Annotated in this window: 15 protein-coding genes; 4 read left to right on the forward strand and 11 right to left on the reverse strand. The window is 48.0% G+C overall.

Features of this window, described 5'->3' with window-relative positions; translation table 11 throughout:
* Window positions 1-14: 14 nt before the first annotated feature.
* The 8 genes from FKZ59_RS04965 to FKZ59_RS05000 all read right to left on the reverse strand — a co-directional run bounded on the left by FKZ59_RS04965 (window position 15) and on the right by FKZ59_RS05000 (window position 8,617).
* Window positions 15-1,460, reverse strand: coding sequence for an MmgE/PrpD family protein (locus FKZ59_RS04965; RefSeq protein WP_141601650.1), 1,446 nt, complete (start codon window positions 1,458-1,460; stop codon window positions 15-17).
* Window positions 1,426-2,229 carry an enoyl-CoA hydratase/isomerase family protein gene (locus FKZ59_RS04970; protein WP_246045821.1) on the reverse strand — a complete coding sequence of 268 codons (804 nt, stop codon included), beginning with the start codon at window positions 2,227-2,229 and terminating at the stop codon, window positions 1,426-1,428. Before FKZ59_RS04970 ends, FKZ59_RS04965 begins: the two co-directional genes overlap by 35 nt.
* 17 nt (window positions 2,230-2,246) lie before the next feature.
* Window positions 2,247-3,413, reverse strand: coding sequence for an acyl-CoA dehydrogenase family protein (locus tag FKZ59_RS04975; protein WP_141601651.1), 1,167 nt, complete (start codon window positions 3,411-3,413; stop codon window positions 2,247-2,249).
* A gap of 33 nt (window positions 3,414-3,446) precedes the next feature.
* Window positions 3,447-4,415, reverse strand: coding sequence for a hydroxymethylglutaryl-CoA lyase (locus FKZ59_RS04980; RefSeq protein WP_141601652.1), 969 nt, complete (start codon window positions 4,413-4,415; stop codon window positions 3,447-3,449).
* A gap of 13 nt (window positions 4,416-4,428) precedes the next feature.
* Window positions 4,429-5,622 carry a CaiB/BaiF CoA transferase family protein gene (locus FKZ59_RS04985; protein ID WP_141601653.1) on the reverse strand — a complete coding sequence of 398 codons (1,194 nt, stop codon included), beginning with the start codon at window positions 5,620-5,622 and terminating at the stop codon, window positions 4,429-4,431.
* Window positions 5,623-5,635: 13 nt separating this feature from the next.
* The gene (locus FKZ59_RS04990) at window positions 5,636-6,607 is read right to left on the reverse strand and encodes an electron transfer flavoprotein subunit alpha/FixB family protein (RefSeq protein WP_141601654.1); all 972 of its coding nucleotides are present in this window, start codon (window positions 6,605-6,607) and stop codon (window positions 5,636-5,638) included.
* Between the two features lie 32 nt (window positions 6,608-6,639).
* Window positions 6,640-7,410, reverse strand: coding sequence for an electron transfer flavoprotein subunit beta/FixA family protein (locus tag FKZ59_RS04995; protein ID WP_141601655.1), 771 nt, complete (start codon window positions 7,408-7,410; stop codon window positions 6,640-6,642).
* Between the two features lie 334 nt (window positions 7,411-7,744).
* Window positions 7,745-8,617, reverse strand: a complete 873-nt coding sequence (locus FKZ59_RS05000) for a LysR family transcriptional regulator (protein WP_181733181.1) — start codon at window positions 8,615-8,617, stop codon at window positions 7,745-7,747.
* Window positions 8,618-8,935: 318 nt separating this feature from the next.
* On the opposite strand from FKZ59_RS05000, the gene FKZ59_RS05005 reads away from it, so the two are divergent.
* The 4 genes from FKZ59_RS05005 to FKZ59_RS05020 all read left to right on the forward strand — a co-directional run bounded on the left by FKZ59_RS05005 (window position 8,936) and on the right by FKZ59_RS05020 (window position 13,831).
* Window positions 8,936-10,663: a thiamine pyrophosphate-requiring protein gene (locus FKZ59_RS05005; protein ID WP_141601657.1), complete on the forward strand. Its 1,728-nt coding sequence runs from the start codon at window positions 8,936-8,938 to the stop codon at window positions 10,661-10,663.
* A 106-nt stretch (window positions 10,664-10,769) separates the two neighbouring features.
* Window positions 10,770-11,786, forward strand: coding sequence for a Bug family tripartite tricarboxylate transporter substrate binding protein (locus FKZ59_RS05010; RefSeq protein ID WP_181733182.1), 1,017 nt, complete (start codon window positions 10,770-10,772; stop codon window positions 11,784-11,786).
* Window positions 11,787-11,853: 67 nt separating this feature from the next.
* Window positions 11,854-12,306 carry a tripartite tricarboxylate transporter TctB family protein gene (locus FKZ59_RS05015; protein ID WP_181733183.1) on the forward strand — a complete coding sequence of 151 codons (453 nt, stop codon included), beginning with the start codon at window positions 11,854-11,856 and terminating at the stop codon, window positions 12,304-12,306.
* A 16-nt stretch (window positions 12,307-12,322) separates the two neighbouring features.
* A complete protein-coding gene (locus tag FKZ59_RS05020) occupies window positions 12,323-13,831 on the forward strand; it encodes a tripartite tricarboxylate transporter permease (protein ID WP_141601660.1) in 1,509 nt (502 codons plus the stop codon).
* 66 nt (window positions 13,832-13,897) lie between these two features.
* On the opposite strand, the gene FKZ59_RS05025 is transcribed toward FKZ59_RS05020, so the two are convergent.
* The 3 genes from FKZ59_RS05025 to spoVAE form a co-directional block, all read right to left on the reverse strand.
* Window positions 13,898-14,143 (reverse strand): stage VI sporulation protein F, encoded by a 246-nt coding sequence (locus tag FKZ59_RS05025; protein WP_141601661.1) that lies wholly within the window; start codon window positions 14,141-14,143, stop codon window positions 13,898-13,900.
* Window positions 14,144-14,154: 11 nt separating this feature from the next.
* On the reverse strand, window positions 14,155-14,304 hold the full coding sequence (locus FKZ59_RS05030) for a YjcZ family sporulation protein (protein ID WP_141601784.1): 150 nt from the start codon (window positions 14,302-14,304) through the stop codon (window positions 14,155-14,157).
* A gap of 137 nt (window positions 14,305-14,441) precedes the next feature.
* Complete coding sequence (spoVAE, locus tag FKZ59_RS05035) at window positions 14,442-14,801, reverse strand: stage V sporulation protein AE (protein ID WP_408057450.1); 360 nt, start codon at window positions 14,799-14,801, stop codon at window positions 14,442-14,444.
* Window positions 14,802-14,807: the final 6 nt, after the last annotated feature.

Below are 14,807 nucleotides of genomic sequence, written 5' to 3' on the forward strand. Positions count from 1 at the left end.
TTTTCCCTGAATGTTTAAACCGATTGTCCGGCTTTGCAGTCAGACAACTTTTCTTGCATTTCATGCAACCACCCGCCAAAATGGGTATATCCTTCCAATTTCAAACCGTTTTCATAAATTTCATTTGCCGCAGCTTCGATTTCCTCCGATTCCGTTCCGATAAAAAAGGCGACGCAGCTGCTCCATTTTTCCCGATGTTCTTCATCGCTCAACGGAATCTCGATCGAACCCGGAGGATGCTGAACGGATGTTTCGAAAACTTTTCCATCCTTCGTTCTGATTTGGATTTCAACCGGCAAACGCCGGTTGAGTTTCCAGTCTTCCACCGTTTCCTCCAGCTTTGACACCCGGACTTTCGGAAGGCGGCTTTGAATTTCCGGACGCTGCACACGGGCATCCGTAAAACTGGATAAACGGACATAGCCGTCCAATAATGCGGCCAGTACTGTATATTCGGCGCTGAATTTTGCCTCAAGCCCCGTCTTTGGCCTTGAATGGATCAGCGGCAGCAAACTTCTTTCTTGTGCCTTCAAAATAATTTCATCTATCTGATCGATTTGAAGATGGTGTTCATTCTTTAATAGCAACGCACCATGAATAAACCGGTGCGTGGCGAAACAGCACGGGTACTTTTTCACCGACAAGCCCGTCGGCAAATCGAAAGGCCGGCCGAACTGAACAGCCTGTTTTCGACTGCGGATTTCATCATCGTCCAAATCGCTGAATGCATGGAAAAATCCCCGTTCCTCAAAAATTTCATGATTGCCTGTAAAATCCTGGCCGGCAAGTCGGACAGCCTGTATGGCGCCTGCCGCTGCCAAGCCGACATGGAGCGGCTTCACCATCGAACCGAAATTCTTTTGAAGCCCTCCGGCAAGGGAAGCGGCGATGGCAATCGCATTTTTGCACTGCTCCCCGTTCAGGCGTTGCAAATATGCGCAGGCGCTGGCAGCACCAATCACGCCAAGGGTGCTTGTCGCATGCCAGCCGCTGTGATAATGCCGGATGCCCATCACTTCTCCGGTGCGTACCATTGCTTCTGTCCCGATTGCATAGGCGGTGATCACTTCTTTCCCGGAACTTTTCAGATGTTCGGCAATCGGCGTAATCGCTGCAAGGATCGGCGCGCTCGGGTGGATGATTACGCCCGGAGAAGCATCATCATAATCCAATACATGGGATGCGGTTCCGTTGATGATCGCCGCACGCTCCAACTCCGCTTTGGTGCGCTCTCCCCAAAGGGAAGCGTCCCCTTGCTGATCTTTATAGATGCTCTTCACTTTTTCCACCGCAGGTTCATGCCATCCCGCCAAGGAGACGCCGATTGTGTCGATGATTGCCTGTTTCGCCAGCACTTTTAAGTTTTCCGGGAGCTCTTCATAGGCGGTTTCTTGAATGAACGCCACCAGTTTATCCAGAAAATCTTTACCGGTTTTTCCATTTCGGTTTGCGCTTCTCATTAAAGGCAGCCACCCCTTCTAACCGGTCTTCAGAAGTAACCAACAAATTGTAGGCCGCAATATCCAGTGCATAAGCTGTATGGAAGTCCGTATCCGAACCTTTATTGATCGACACTTTGGCCGCCCGGACCGCCATTGGGGCGCTTTCCGTGATTTCCTTGGCAATTTCGATCGCCGTCTCCAGCGCTTTGCCTTTTGGGACCACCCGGTTCACCATCCCCCATTCATAGGCCAAAGCCGCATTGATTTTGCGTCCGGTATAAATCAATTCTTTCGCTCTCCGGATTCCGATGGCGCGAGACAAATTCTGCAATCCGCCGCCGCCCGGCAAAATTCCGCGCAATGCTTCGGACAATCCGAAGACGGCCGTTTCGGAGGCGATGATGAAATCAGCCGACAAAGCCAATTCACAGCCTCCTGCAAGGGCATATCCTTCCACAGCCGCGATTACGGGAACCGGAAAATCCCGGGTCAACAGCACCAATTCTTCGATGATTTGATGCTGCCTTCTCCAATTTGAGTTGCTCATGCCATTCCGCTCTTTTAAATCGCCGCCTGTACTGAACGCTTTGTCTCCCGCTCCCGTAATGACCACGCAGCGCAACGACTCGTTATAGGCCTGTTCCCTGAACAATTCGAGCCTTTCTTCCAAAAGCTGCGTATTCATGGCATTCAATACTTCCGGACGGTTTAAAGTGACGACCAAAATTTCATCGTTTTCACCGAGAAACTCCACTTTCAACATTTCGTACTTTGTATCCACTTTCACCGGCTGCGCCTCCTTCCTTAAAAAGAACGCGGCATTTTCAACACATGTTGGCCCACGTAACTTAAGATCAGATTTGAAGAAATTGGGGCAATTTTCATCATTCTGGTTTGCATCCATTTGCGGTTAATATGGTATTCATTTGCCGCCGCATAGCCTCCGAAAGTCTGCATGCATGCTTCCGCCGCGTTGTACGCCGCTTCGGAGCATAAGTATTTTGCCATGTTCGCGTCCGCTCCGGCCGTCGGATCTTTTTCGTCGAATTTTCTTGCGGCTTCATACAGCAATGCTTCCGCGGCGCGGAGTTCCATGTATGCTTTGGCAATCGGGAACTGGATGCCCTGGTTCTGCGTAATCGGACGGTCGAAAACGATTCGCTGGTTTCCATAATTAACCGCCTGATCAATGAAATATTTTCCATTTCCCAATGCCGAACCGGATACCAAAATCCGTTCGGCAACCATGCCGTCCATGACGCAATATAAACCGCGACCTTCTTCGCCGATCAAGTTTTCCGCCGGCACTTCAAGATCATTGAAGAACAATTGGTTCGTATCTCCTCCCAGCATTGTATCGATCGGTGTCGCCTCGATCTGCCCTTCCGGAACTTCGCGTTTATCGACAAGGAACAAGCTGATTCCGTGGGTTTTCTTTTGCACCTGGTCAAGCGGCGTCGTACGCGCCAAAAGCAGCAGCAAATCCGTATTATTGAAGCGTGAAATAAAGATTTTTTGCCCGTTGATGATGTATTTGTCGCCTTTTTTTACGGCTCTCGTTTTAATCTTTGTCGTATCTGTGCCCGCATCCGGCTCCGTTACCGCAAATGTCTGAAGGCGAAGCTCTCCGCTTGCAATTTGAGGCAGATATCTGCGTTTCAATTCTTCGCTTCCGTGGCGAAGCAATGCGCCCATTGTATACAATTGGGCGTGCACCTGGTTGGCATTGCCGCCGGAACGGTTGATTTCCTCCAAAATGATTGCGCCTTCAAGAAAACCTAAACCGGATCCTCCGTACTCTTCCGGAATCAATGCGCCCAGCCAGCCGGCATCGCTCATGGCTTTTACAAATTCTGTCGGATAACGGTGCTCCTCATGCGATTTTCTCCAATAATCCTGGTCGAAGCGCGAACAAATTTCGCGCACTCCTTCACGAATGTCCTGATGTAAATCAGTTAATGCTACACCCATTGCGATTTCCCCCATCCTTTTGTTTTTGAGTTTTTATGATCCTTGCACTGCCATCCAAGATTTTGGACGAATTTCCGGCAGTACTCCGCCTTTTGCCAGGTGTCCGGGCAATTGGCGGCCTACAATTTGTTCGGCCAATTTAGCGCATTCCACCAATGCTTCAAGATTCAACCCTGTTTCGATGCCCATTTCTTCGCATAAAAAGGCGACATCCTCTGTTGCGACATTGCCCGGCGCCCCTTTTACGGCGGCAAATGGACATCCGCCAAGGCCGCCAATGGCCGTATCAAATTCCCAAATTCCTTCCTGCAATGCCGCATACACATTGGCCAAGCCGAGACCGCGAGTATCGTGCAAATGCAAATGAATGTTCAAATCCGGCCACTTATCCTGGATTGTGCGTATTGTGCGTTTGATTTGTTCGGGATTTGCCCACCCCATCGTATCCGCCAATTTCACTTTTTCGATATTTTCTCCGTAGCTGGCAGCGAGATTGATGACATCTTCCATGAGCCGGATTAAATGATCCAGATAAATGTAGCCTTCAAAGTTGCATCCAAAGGCTGCCATAAATCCCATCTGCTTTACCCGGATATTCGCGGCCTTGTATGCTTCAATCCATTCCGGCAACGTTTCAAACATTTCATCCGTGGTTTTGTTCATGTTCCGTTTTGAAAACGTATTGCTCGCGGACAGCACGAGGCTGCCGTCCAGCGTGACGCCGCTTTGAATCGCCCGTTCAAGTCCCTTCAGATTCAAAAAGGCTGCCCTATATGCCACTCCAGGCACACGGTCAATTCCTGAGAGCACTTGTTCCGCATCCGCCATTTGGGGAACCCATTTGGGACTGACAAACGAAGTGACTTCAATATGTCTGAGGCCTGCACCGCTTAAGGCGTTGACAAATTTGATTTTAGCTTCCGTTGAAATGGGGTTCGTTTCCGATTGAAAACCTTCCCTCGGTCCAACCTCATATAATTCCACATGCCGGGGCAAACCCATGTCCCTTCACCTCCTAACCGACGACACTCGCGCTTTTCAATTGTTCAAGCTCGTCTTCTGTCATGTTCAATGAAGCTAATACTTCTTCGGTATGCTCGCCAAGCAGCGGCGGCAATGATTGCAATTGTCCGCGTTCATCATTGATCCGGAACGGCAGGTCGATGATCCGGAAATCTTTCACGCGGAAGCCTTCAATTTTCTTGATGATTTCAAGGGCATTTACCTGCTCGTCATTTAACACCCTGTCCAGGGTGTTGATCGGACAGCACGGCACGCTATGTTTCTCCATCAGATCCACAAGCTCATCCAATTCGTATCGGACAGTGCGTTCTTCAATCAGCTTCCGCAGCTCATCCCTGTGCCGAACCCGGTCCGCATTCGTTTCAAAGCGGGGATCCTCCACTAGCTCCGGCATTTGGAGAGCAGTACACAGGTTTTTAAATAAGCGATTGTTTCCGGCCGCAATGATCGCCCATTGCCCTCCCTTCGTTTTGAAGGCCTGATATGGCACGGTCGTCGACATACCGGTTCCCCATTTTCTGGGCAATTTGCCGGATGCGAGGTAAGTGGACATTTGCAACGTCACCCATGCGATGCCTGTTTCAAGGAGGCTGCTTGAGACTTTGCTGCCCTTGCCGGTTTTGTTCCTCTCATGCAATGCGCTTAAAATGCCGATCAGACACCACATGCCCGTAGCCATATCCACGATGGACACTCCTACCCGGACCGGATCTTCCCCTTCATGCCCAGTCAAGCTCATGATGCCGCTGTATGCCTGAATCAACGGGTCGTAACCCGGCTTATGTTTCATCTTTCCTTTATCGCCGAATGCGCTGATGGACGCATAAATCAAAGAAGGGTTGATCTCCTTCAGCGTTTCATAATCCAAGTTCCTGGATTCTTCGCTGCCCGGCTTCAGGCTGTGGATGAATATATCCGCTTTTTTGCAAAGTTCATGGATGATTTGTTGCCCTTTCGGATCATTCAAATCGACGCATACACTTTTTTTGTTCCGGTTCAATGCCAAAAATGTGGAAGATTCTTCCCCCCATAGCGGCGGGTGCCAATGTCTTGTATCATCCCCGTGAACCGGCCGTTCGATTTTGATCACCGTCGCCCCCAAATCGCCCAGCAGCTGGGAACAAAAGGGGCCCGCCACATTCTGCGTAATGTCAATGACCGTAATGCCTGAAAGAACATTCACCATTTTTCTTCTCCCCTCAAACCAAAACTTTTTTGAATTCTTCCGTTAATAAAGGAACCACCTCAAAAAGATCGCCGACTATGCCGTAATCCGCCACTTTGAAAATCGGGGCATCCGGATCTTTGTTAATCGCGACGATGATTTTAGAGTTGGACATTCCCGCCAAATGCTGCACAGCTCCCGAAATCCCGCAGGCGATGTACAAATCCGGCGTAACGACTTTGCCGGTTTGTCCGACTTGCATGGAATAATCGCAATATCCCGCATCGCATGCCGCACGGGATGCCCCGACGGCCGCCCCGAGCACTTCCGCCAATTCATAAAGGGGCTTGAATCCTTCCGCACTTTTCACTCCTCGTCCCCCGGAAACGATGATTTTCGCTTCCGTCAAGTCGACCTTTCCGGCAGTCTTCTTGACAACTTCTTTGATCACCGTACGAATATCCGCAATCTGCGCTCTTACTTCGGTCACTTCCGCATTGCGCCCTGTATCCGGTTCTGATACCGGAAGATTGTTGGGACGGATGGTTGCAAAAATGATGCCTTCCTTCACCCTTTTCTTTTGGAACAGCTTGCCCGCATATACCGGGCGAATGAAAACAACATCATCGCCATTTACTTCAAGTCCTGTACAGTCGGAGATCAGCCCTGCATTCAGACGCGCCGCGACCCTCGGAGCCAAGTCCCTTCCCGTTGCCGTATGGCCGATCAGCACCGCATCGGGCTCCACAATACTAAACACTTCCATGAACGCCTGGGAATAGGCATCCGTCGAATAGGCATTCAGTTCCTCATTCGTCACGACATACACCCGATCCGCTCCATGCCGGGCCAATTGCTGCGCTTCGCCTCCGGGACCTTTTCCGAAGACTACCGCCGTGACTGTTCCTCCATTTGCAATTTTCCGTGCCGCAGATAGCACTTCCAGCGAAACATTTCTTAAAACTCCGTCACGTCTTTCCGCTACGACCAGTACGTTTTTACTCATTTCCATCTCCCTTTCAACATCGACTAAAGCTGTTAAATAATGACTTTCGCTTCGTTTCTCAATAATTCCACCAATTCAAATACTTGTTCGCCGATGTCTCCCTTTAAGACTTTTCCGGCTTTCTTTCTCTCCGGCAAATATTGCCCAACAATCTCGGTTTTAGGCGCAATTTCTTCTATATCGATGTCCAAATCTTCCGCTTCCAGACGCTCGATTGTTTTTTTCTTCGCTTTCATAATCCCCGGAAGCGAAGGATAACGGGGTTCGTTTAATCCCTGCTGGGCTGTTACCAATACAGGCATATCCGCTTCAATCACTTCCACATCGCCTTCAACGTCTTTCTCCACCTTGACTTTTCCGTCTTCGATTTCGAAATTGGTGATGGTGGTGATATGCGGGATTCCCAATTCCTCCGCCAAACGCGGGCCTACCTGTGCGGCGCCGTCATCAACGGCCATATGTCCACAGAAAATCAAATCATAGGAATCCTGCTTTGCGACTGCAGCCAATACTTTGGAGATGGTATATTCATCGCCGAATAGCGACTCGTCATTGACGATGATCGCCCGGTCCACCCCCACCGCCAAAGCATGTCGCAATGCCGATTCCGCCCGGTCAGGGCCGACCGTCACCGCCGTCACTTCCCCGCCATATTTCTCTTTCACCGCAACCGCTTCTTCCAGCGCGTATTCATCATAGGGATTAATGATATATTTGACACCGTTTTCATTTACTTCCCCATCGAAAAGCTCAATCTGTTCTTCTGTATCAAATGTTTGTTTAAGTAAAACTAAGATTTTCATAGATACCTCCTGCGTCTAGGAAACTTTAAAGTTTCGAATATTCTGTTTATTAAAAAATTTAGCACGGTTCAATTCATATTACCAATATCTGTTTTATAGCCGTACTATATGAAAAATATATGGTTATTTTTTCCTCCTAAGTCATCGGAGGAGATACCGGTACTGCGATTTTGCCTCTCTTGCCCGCCATAAAAATACATAAAGACATTGACAATACCGGCAAAAAAAGAAAGGAGGGTTTGAACAGCCTCAAACTCTCCTTTCTTTCATTTTCCAACTATTATCTTTTTCATATACTTCCAAATTCACATATCAAAAAAATACCCCCTGCCAATCAGAACATTTCAATGAAGCGCTGCGCAACTTTCGAGAGGGGGCGTTTTTTGTCCCATATGAGGGAGGTCTTATTGTACAGAGTGCAATCTTCAATTTCAACGATTTGAATGTCCAGTTTCGTTTTTAGATAATAAGTGGATTGGGGCATTACTGTCGCTCCCAGTCCGGAAGAGACAAGCGAAAAAATGGTGGCGGCATCATGGCATTCGCCGATGATGTTTAATTTGATTCCCTGCTTCAGGCATAAATCGTAAAAAGAATTATAGACGGCATCATCCTGGACCACCGTGATGAGCGGGATACCCTCCAGTTCCTTCATCGATATTGATCCCCGGCCTGAATCCCAATTCCATTGCTTTGGGACAAATAAAACATAAGGTTCGATTTTCAGCGTTTTGGACTCAAAATCCAAATGCTGGTCGGAAGCAAATCGGACAACCGCCATTTCCACCAATCTTTCTTCCAAAAACTTGACCACTTGGTACGGATGCCCGTCCAATATTTTAAAAGTAGTCAACGGATACTTGTTCCGAAATTCCTTGATGCGATCCGGCAGGTAATTTAATGCGCACGATTTGGAAGCTCCCAGCGACAGCATCCCCCTTAATCCGTCCCCGGTCTCCTTCACTTCGACAAGGGCATCTTCCAATTGATGAAGTATGCTGACGGCCCGCTTGTACAACAATGCACCCGCTTCCGTCAATTCGACATTTCTGCTGTTCCGGTAAAACAGATTCGTACCTAATTCTTCCTCGATGGATTTTAATTGCTGGCTGAGCGGCGGCTGCGCCATATTCAATTTTCTGGCAGCCCTCGTAATCTGCCCTTCCTCCGCCACCGTAACAAAATATCTCAGTTGCCTAATATCCAAAATCCGACACCCCTCCCATATGAGTTGCATATCCCAACCATATATAACAGATATTTGAAGTATAGTATACGCAATGCTAGGATATTTGTAAAGAATTTTCAGAATACTGTTAAACCGCAATTTTTTAGAAAAATAAAAACACGGAGCAGAAAAAAGTCTACATAATTATCATTCGATATATCAACCGGCGGGTTGATGGATTATTTTTCCATATACAGAAATGATATATGAAACTTATCAAACATATCAGGAATTTAAGCCTTTTTTATGGCTTTCAATATTTGAAACCAATTTTGTGACAAAAAGGGTGATTGTTAGATGGATAAAAATATAAGCTGCACAGCGGCCGACTTGTTAATGGAAGCGCTTCAGGAGACAGGGGTTTCGCATATATTCTGCAACTTGGGAAGCGATCATCCATCGATCATAGAAGCGTTGGCAAAAGCGAAGCAGGAAGGCAGGAAGCTGCCGCGGGCAATCATTTGTCCCCATGAAAGCGTCGCCTTCTCCGCCGCCCAGGGATATGCGATGGCGACGGGACAGGCCCAGGGGGTATTCATTCATACGGATGTCGGCACCCAAAATATCGGCGGAGCAATCCACAACGCCTTCCGCGCCCGTGTGCCGGTCTTTGTCTTTGCCGGGGAAACCCCGTTTACGATGGGCGGTGAACTGCCGGGCACCCGCAATTCTTATGTGAATTATTTGCAAAACGTATATGACCAGCGGGGAATTGTCCGTTCGTACGTAAAATGGGAAGCGGATCTTCGGACCGGCAAAAATGTGAAACAGATGGTTTATCGAGCAATGCAAATGGCGCAAAGCGATCCCCCCGGTCCGGTATATTTGACGGCTGCCCGGGAAGTGCTCGAGGAACAGGTGGATTCCTTGCCGAACAATTGGAAAAACTGGTCGCTCATCGAACAGTCGACGCCGAACCATGGCGGCTTTGAAGAAATACTGGATGCGCTCATGTCAGCGGTAAATCCATTAGTAATTACCACTTACCTGGGAAGAAAAGCCGAAGCGGTGGAAGAATTGGTGAAATTTTGCGAACGATTGGCCGTTCCGGTGGTGGAACAGATTCCGACATATTTAAATTTTCCGAGAAACCATCCATTGCATGCCGGATATGATCCGATGCCATACATCAAAGAAGCGGATGTCATCATTGCATTGGATACCGATGTTCCCTGGGTAACATCACAAGCAAACCCGAAAGAGGATTGCCGGGTATTTTTCATTGACCCGGACCCGATCAAGGAAAATATTCCGCTATGGCACATACCCCAGGCCAAAAATTTCCGTGCGGATGCATATGAAACACTGCGCCAACTAAACAAAATGTTGGAGCAAATCAATCCGGATGAGCGTCCCATCCGGAAGCGATACAAGCATCTGGCGAAACGCCATGAAATGGAGCGCAAATCCTGGTCCAGACAGGAATCTCCAAAAAATGGCATGATTACACCTGAATGGCTGACCGCCTGCATCCGGGAAGTGGTGGATGAAGACACGATCATTTTGGATGAAACCATCACGAATACCATGACCGTCTGCAAGCATCTACCCAGGACAAAAGCTTCCACATATTTCACAAGCGGCGGCACGTCCCTGGGATGGAACGGAGGTGCGGCCATAGGGATCAAATTGGCAAATCCGTCCAAAACCGTGGTCAGCTTGACAGGCGACGGTTCCTATTTCTTCAGTTCCCCGTCATCCGTCCATTGGATGTCCCGCCGTTATGATGCGCCATTTTTGACGGTCATTTACAACAACGAGGGGTGGAATGCGACGAAAATGAATTATTTAAAACGGTACCCGGAAGGAATAGCCAAAAAAACCGACAGCTTCTGGGTCAATTTCAGCCGGCCTGCCGATTTGGCGAAAATAGCGGAAGCCGCGGGAGGCGCCTTTGCACAAACGGTATCCGATCCGGAAGCGTTGCCTCTTGCATTGCGGGAAGCGATGGAAACCGTGAAAACCGGGCGTTCAGCCGTTGTGGATGTACGCATCGGGAAAATTTCCTGTCAAGCCGATGATTAACATCCAACCTGGAATTGGTTGGACGGAAAAAAACATTAAATTGCAACTTGGCTGTTTCTCGTTGGTTTGGTTGAAAGACAATTTTTATATTCAGGGGGATGGGAATATGAAACAAATGGGCTCATTGTTAAAAAAGAAAAACCTTCTTGTACTCATATCGATATTGCTTCTGCTATTGTCGGCATGTTCGAACAATGAAGCAAAAGGAAATGCCGAAGAACCGGCCTTAGATTATCCAAAAAAGCCGATCCAGCTGATTGTGCCGTTTGCTGCAGGCGGTTCAACCGATATCGGCGCCCGAATTTTGGAGAAATATTTGCCTCAATATTTGGAAGGGGCAAAAATCGTCGTGGTCAACAAACCGGGAGGCAGCGGCACAGTCGCCTTATCGGATCTCTATGCATCGAAAGCGGACGGCTATACGTTGGCCTTGACGACTCACCGGGCGGTGGCGATGCAGCCGCTGTATGGGAAAACAAAGTATTCCCATGACAGTTTCCAGCCGATTGCGAAAGTGTTTGGCAACCAGCAAATTTTAGTCGTCCGGGGCGATGCACCATGGAAAACATTTGAAGATTGGTTCGACTACGTAAAAAATAATCCCGGACAGTTTACATTCGGCGTAGCCGGCGGTATCGGTTCGGGTTCGCATCTTCCGATGGCAGAGCTTGAAAGACTGGCGGGCATCAAAGTGAAACCGGTGCCATTCGAAGGGACATCCCCTGCCATCACAGCCTTGTTGGGGGGACATGTGGACGGCGTCATTTTACAGCCGAGCGATGCAAAAGCGATGATCGAATCCGGTGAGCTGCGCGCGATTTTCAATGCAGCCAGCACGCCTGTTCCGTATTTTCCGGATATCCCGCTTTTAAAAGACAAAGGCTATGATATCGCATATGACAGCAACACATCACTTCTTGCACCAAAAGGCGTGCCGCAGGAAATCATTGAAAAATTGCAGGAAGCGGTAAAGAAGACATTGGAAGATCCGGCAGTCATCGCAGAATTCGAAAAAGTGAATCTTCAAATCCAGCCGGGGGATGACAAAAGTGTACAAAAAGAGCTCGATGAAGAAAATCGGCGGTCAAAAGAAATTCTGACCGAGCTTGGATTAATCAAATAATCGATGGGGAATTGGAATTCAATTCCCCTTCTGTTTCCGGATGTGTGCAAAGGGGGAGGAACGAAAATTGACAAATGCAAAAACGGGCATCATTGCGGGAGTAGCCGTTCTGACTTTGGGAATCGTGTCGTTGATCATTTCCTTCGATTATGGTTATTACTCCGAAATCGGTCCCGGTCCGGGATTTTTCCCTGTCTGGATCAGCGGGATTTTGATTGTGCTGGCAATCCTGTACATTATCGAAAACTTGAGGGGAAAAAATGTCAGCAGCGAGGAATGGCCGGCCGGGCAATCCCTGAAACAGGTTTTATTTATCATCATGAGTCTCCTCGTATTTTTTGTATTGTTCCTGCTGGCCGGCTATATCGTTGCGGGAATCGTCTTTTTGTCCATGGTATTCTGGAAGGAATATAAATGGTATGTTGCCGTCTTGTTATCCGCAGGGATTACGCTCATTTTCTACGTACTTTTCAATCATCTGTTAAAAGTGCACTTGCCGATAGGCGGAATGCTGTTTTAAATGGGGAGGAGAAAATATGATCGATTCGCTCTTTTCGCTATTGGAAGGCTTTCTGGTAGCGCTTACGTGGCAAAATCTGCTGTATTGCTTTATCGGTGTCATGCTCGGAATGATCATCGGTATATTGCCGGGGCTCGGGCCGGTTTCAGGAACCGCCCTGCTCATCCCGATTACCTTCGGGATGGAACCGGTATCGGCGATTATCATGTTATCGGGCATTTTTTACGGCTCCATGTATGGCGGCACCATCACTTCGGTATTGGTCAACGTGCCGGGAGAAGCGGCTTCCGTTATTACATGCATCGACGGTTATGAAATGACGAAACAGGGGCGTGCCGGGACGGCTCTCGGCGTTGCGGCAATCGGTTCCTTCATCGGCGGAATCGTCGCGGTGATGGTCCTCACATTTGTGGGTCCTTTTTTATCAAGCGTCGCATTGAAATTCGGCCCTCCTGAATTTTTTTCCATCATGCTGCTTGGAATGCTCATGATTGTGGCTTTAATGGGGAAATCGCTTATACGGGGGCTGATTGCCGCCTTCATCGGGCTTCTATTGTCCATGGTCGGCCAGGATATCGTTTCCGGGGAGTATCGATTTACCTTCAATTCCTTTCATTTAATGGAGGGCATCGACTTTGCCGTGATGGCCATGGGGCTGTTCGGAATATCTGAAATTCTGATTAATGCGGAAAATCCTGCGAGAGTTGGCAAACCTCCAAAGGTAAAGGGTCTTTTGCCAAGAAGGGAAGAATGGCCGTCAACGTTGAAAGCTGTAGGCCGCGGGACAGGCATTGGCATGATTCTCGGTCTGATTCCCGGAGCCAATTCCATTATCGCATCTACATTCTCATATATTTTGGAGAAAAAGGTTTCGAAAGATCCATCCCGGTTTGGAAAAGGAGCGATTGAAGGGGTGGCGGGCCCTGAAACGGCGAACAACGCCCATAGCGGCGCAGCATTGATTCCCCTCTTTTCGTTGGGGCTGCCAAGTTCGCCGACAATGGCCGTCATTTTAGGGGCATTTATTATGCACGGATTAACACCGGGTCCGACATTATTCACGAACAATCCGGATTTTGTGTGGGGACTTATCGCCAGCATGTTTATCGGCAATGTGATGCTATTAATTTTGAATTTGCCATTGGTCGGCATGTGGGCGAAAATCGCAATGGTTCCATACAAATTGCTGTTCCCGATCATCCTGATGGTGATTTTCCTTGGCACTTACAGTTTGAACGGCAGCTTATGGGATGTGGGAATGATGATGGTCTTCGGCATCATCGGATATATTATGAAAAAATTGGACATCCCGATTTCCGCCATGATCGTCACATTCATCCTCGGTTCCCAATTGGAATCTTCCATGCTGCAATCCTTATCGATTTCCACGGAAGGATTCCTGATTTTCTTCCTGCGCCCGATTTCAACGGTCATCATGCTCATTACCATCGTTGTTTTTGCCATGAGCATTTACAGTACAATAAAAAATAAACGGAGTAACTTGGAAGCGGATGTAGAAATTTAATTCAAACAAATCCATTTTGCATAATAAAAGCTGTCTAGAAACCGCTTTTTCTAGACAGCTGTCCTTTTATCCCAACATTCTTTGAATGCTGCTCAAATCGAGTGAATGGCCGTTTTGAATAATGGACTTCACGATCTGATCTTCCAATTCCTTCGTGATCGGCTTATTGGCCAATTGGCTCACACGGCGGACAATTTTGCGCACCTGTTTTTCATTTGTAAAGTCTGCATGCTGGATTGCATTGGCTAGTGCAAAAATTTCTTCCATGCTTACGCCGGTCTTTTTTTCGATTTGCCTAAAAAACTGGTTCATGATTCCCCTCCTTACCATTTACAGCTACCTACGATGATCAATAAGATGAATAATACAACGATTAGTACAAAAAGGTCACCGTTGTATTTCCATTTCCCTCTATAATATGCAGGACTTACGTAAGAAGGTGCACAATAGTCATAAGCAGGGAGCGTGTACATTGGCCACATTTGCATCGGGCCTGATTGCATCTGACCGTGCTGGGATTGACAACCGCATTTATCCCACATAAAAAATCCCCTCCTTTCTTTACAGTTGTAGTGTATGCACCACTACAGCCGCCTGGAGGGGTATTCGTCTAGTTCACTTTTCCTTTTGATTTAAAAAGTAGTGCCGCGATAAAACCGAAAACGATTGCGGAACTGATTCCGGAACTTGTTACTTCAAACATTCCGGTCAACACGCCGACCCACCCATGTTTTTGCGCCTCCGCGATGGCTCCCTGCGTCAATGAGTGGCCAAAGGAAGTGATGGGAATCGTTGCACCGGCGCCGGCCAAATCAATCAACGGCTGATACCAGCCTAAACCTGAAATGATTGATCCGGCAACGACCATGATCGATAGAGTTTTGCCCGGGGTCATTTTTCCCACATCCATCAGCACTTGTCCAATCGCGCAAATTAGTCCGCCTATTATAAATGCAAAAAGAAAATCCATGAATAT

This window comes from Ureibacillus terrenus, from assembly GCF_006569205.1.
Lineage (GTDB): Bacteria > Bacillota > Bacilli > Bacillales_A > Planococcaceae > Ureibacillus > Ureibacillus terrenus.

Excerpts from the sequence above, each read along its gene's own strand:
- FKZ59_RS04965 (WP_141601650.1), bottom strand. The coding sequence starts at position 1,460 with ATGAGAAGCGCAAACCGAAATGGAAAAACCGGTAAAGATTTTCTGGAT.
- FKZ59_RS04975 (WP_141601651.1), bottom strand. The coding sequence starts at position 3,413 with ATGGGTGTAGCATTAACTGATTTACATCAGGACATTCGTGAAGGAGTG.
- FKZ59_RS04980 (WP_141601652.1), bottom strand. The coding sequence starts at position 4,415 with ATGGGTTTGCCCCGGCATGTGGAATTATATGAGGTTGGACCGAGGGAA.
- FKZ59_RS04985 (WP_141601653.1), bottom strand. The coding sequence starts at position 5,622 with ATGGTGAATGTTCTTTCAGGCATTACGGTCATTGACATTACGCAGAAT.
- FKZ59_RS04990 (WP_141601654.1), bottom strand. The coding sequence starts at position 6,607 with ATGAGTAAAAACGTACTGGTCGTAGCGGAAAGACGTGACGGAGTTTTA.
- FKZ59_RS04995 (WP_141601655.1), bottom strand. The coding sequence starts at position 7,410 with ATGAAAATCTTAGTTTTACTTAAACAAACATTTGATACAGAAGAACAG.
- FKZ59_RS05005 (WP_141601657.1), top strand. The coding sequence starts at position 8,936 with ATGGATAAAAATATAAGCTGCACAGCGGCCGACTTGTTAATGGAAGCG.
- FKZ59_RS05010 (WP_181733182.1), top strand. The coding sequence starts at position 10,770 with ATGAAACAAATGGGCTCATTGTTAAAAAAGAAAAACCTTCTTGTACTC.
- FKZ59_RS05020 (WP_141601660.1), top strand. The coding sequence starts at position 12,323 with ATGATCGATTCGCTCTTTTCGCTATTGGAAGGCTTTCTGGTAGCGCTT.
- FKZ59_RS05025 (WP_141601661.1), bottom strand. The coding sequence starts at position 14,143 with ATGAACCAGTTTTTTAGGCAAATCGAAAAAAAGACCGGCGTAAGCATG.
- FKZ59_RS05030 (WP_141601784.1), bottom strand. The coding sequence starts at position 14,304 with ATGTACACGCTCCCTGCTTATGACTATTGTGCACCTTCTTACGTAAGT.
- spoVAE (WP_408057450.1), bottom strand. The coding sequence starts at position 14,801 with ATGGATTTTCTTTTTGCATTTATAATAGGCGGACTAATTTGCGCGATT.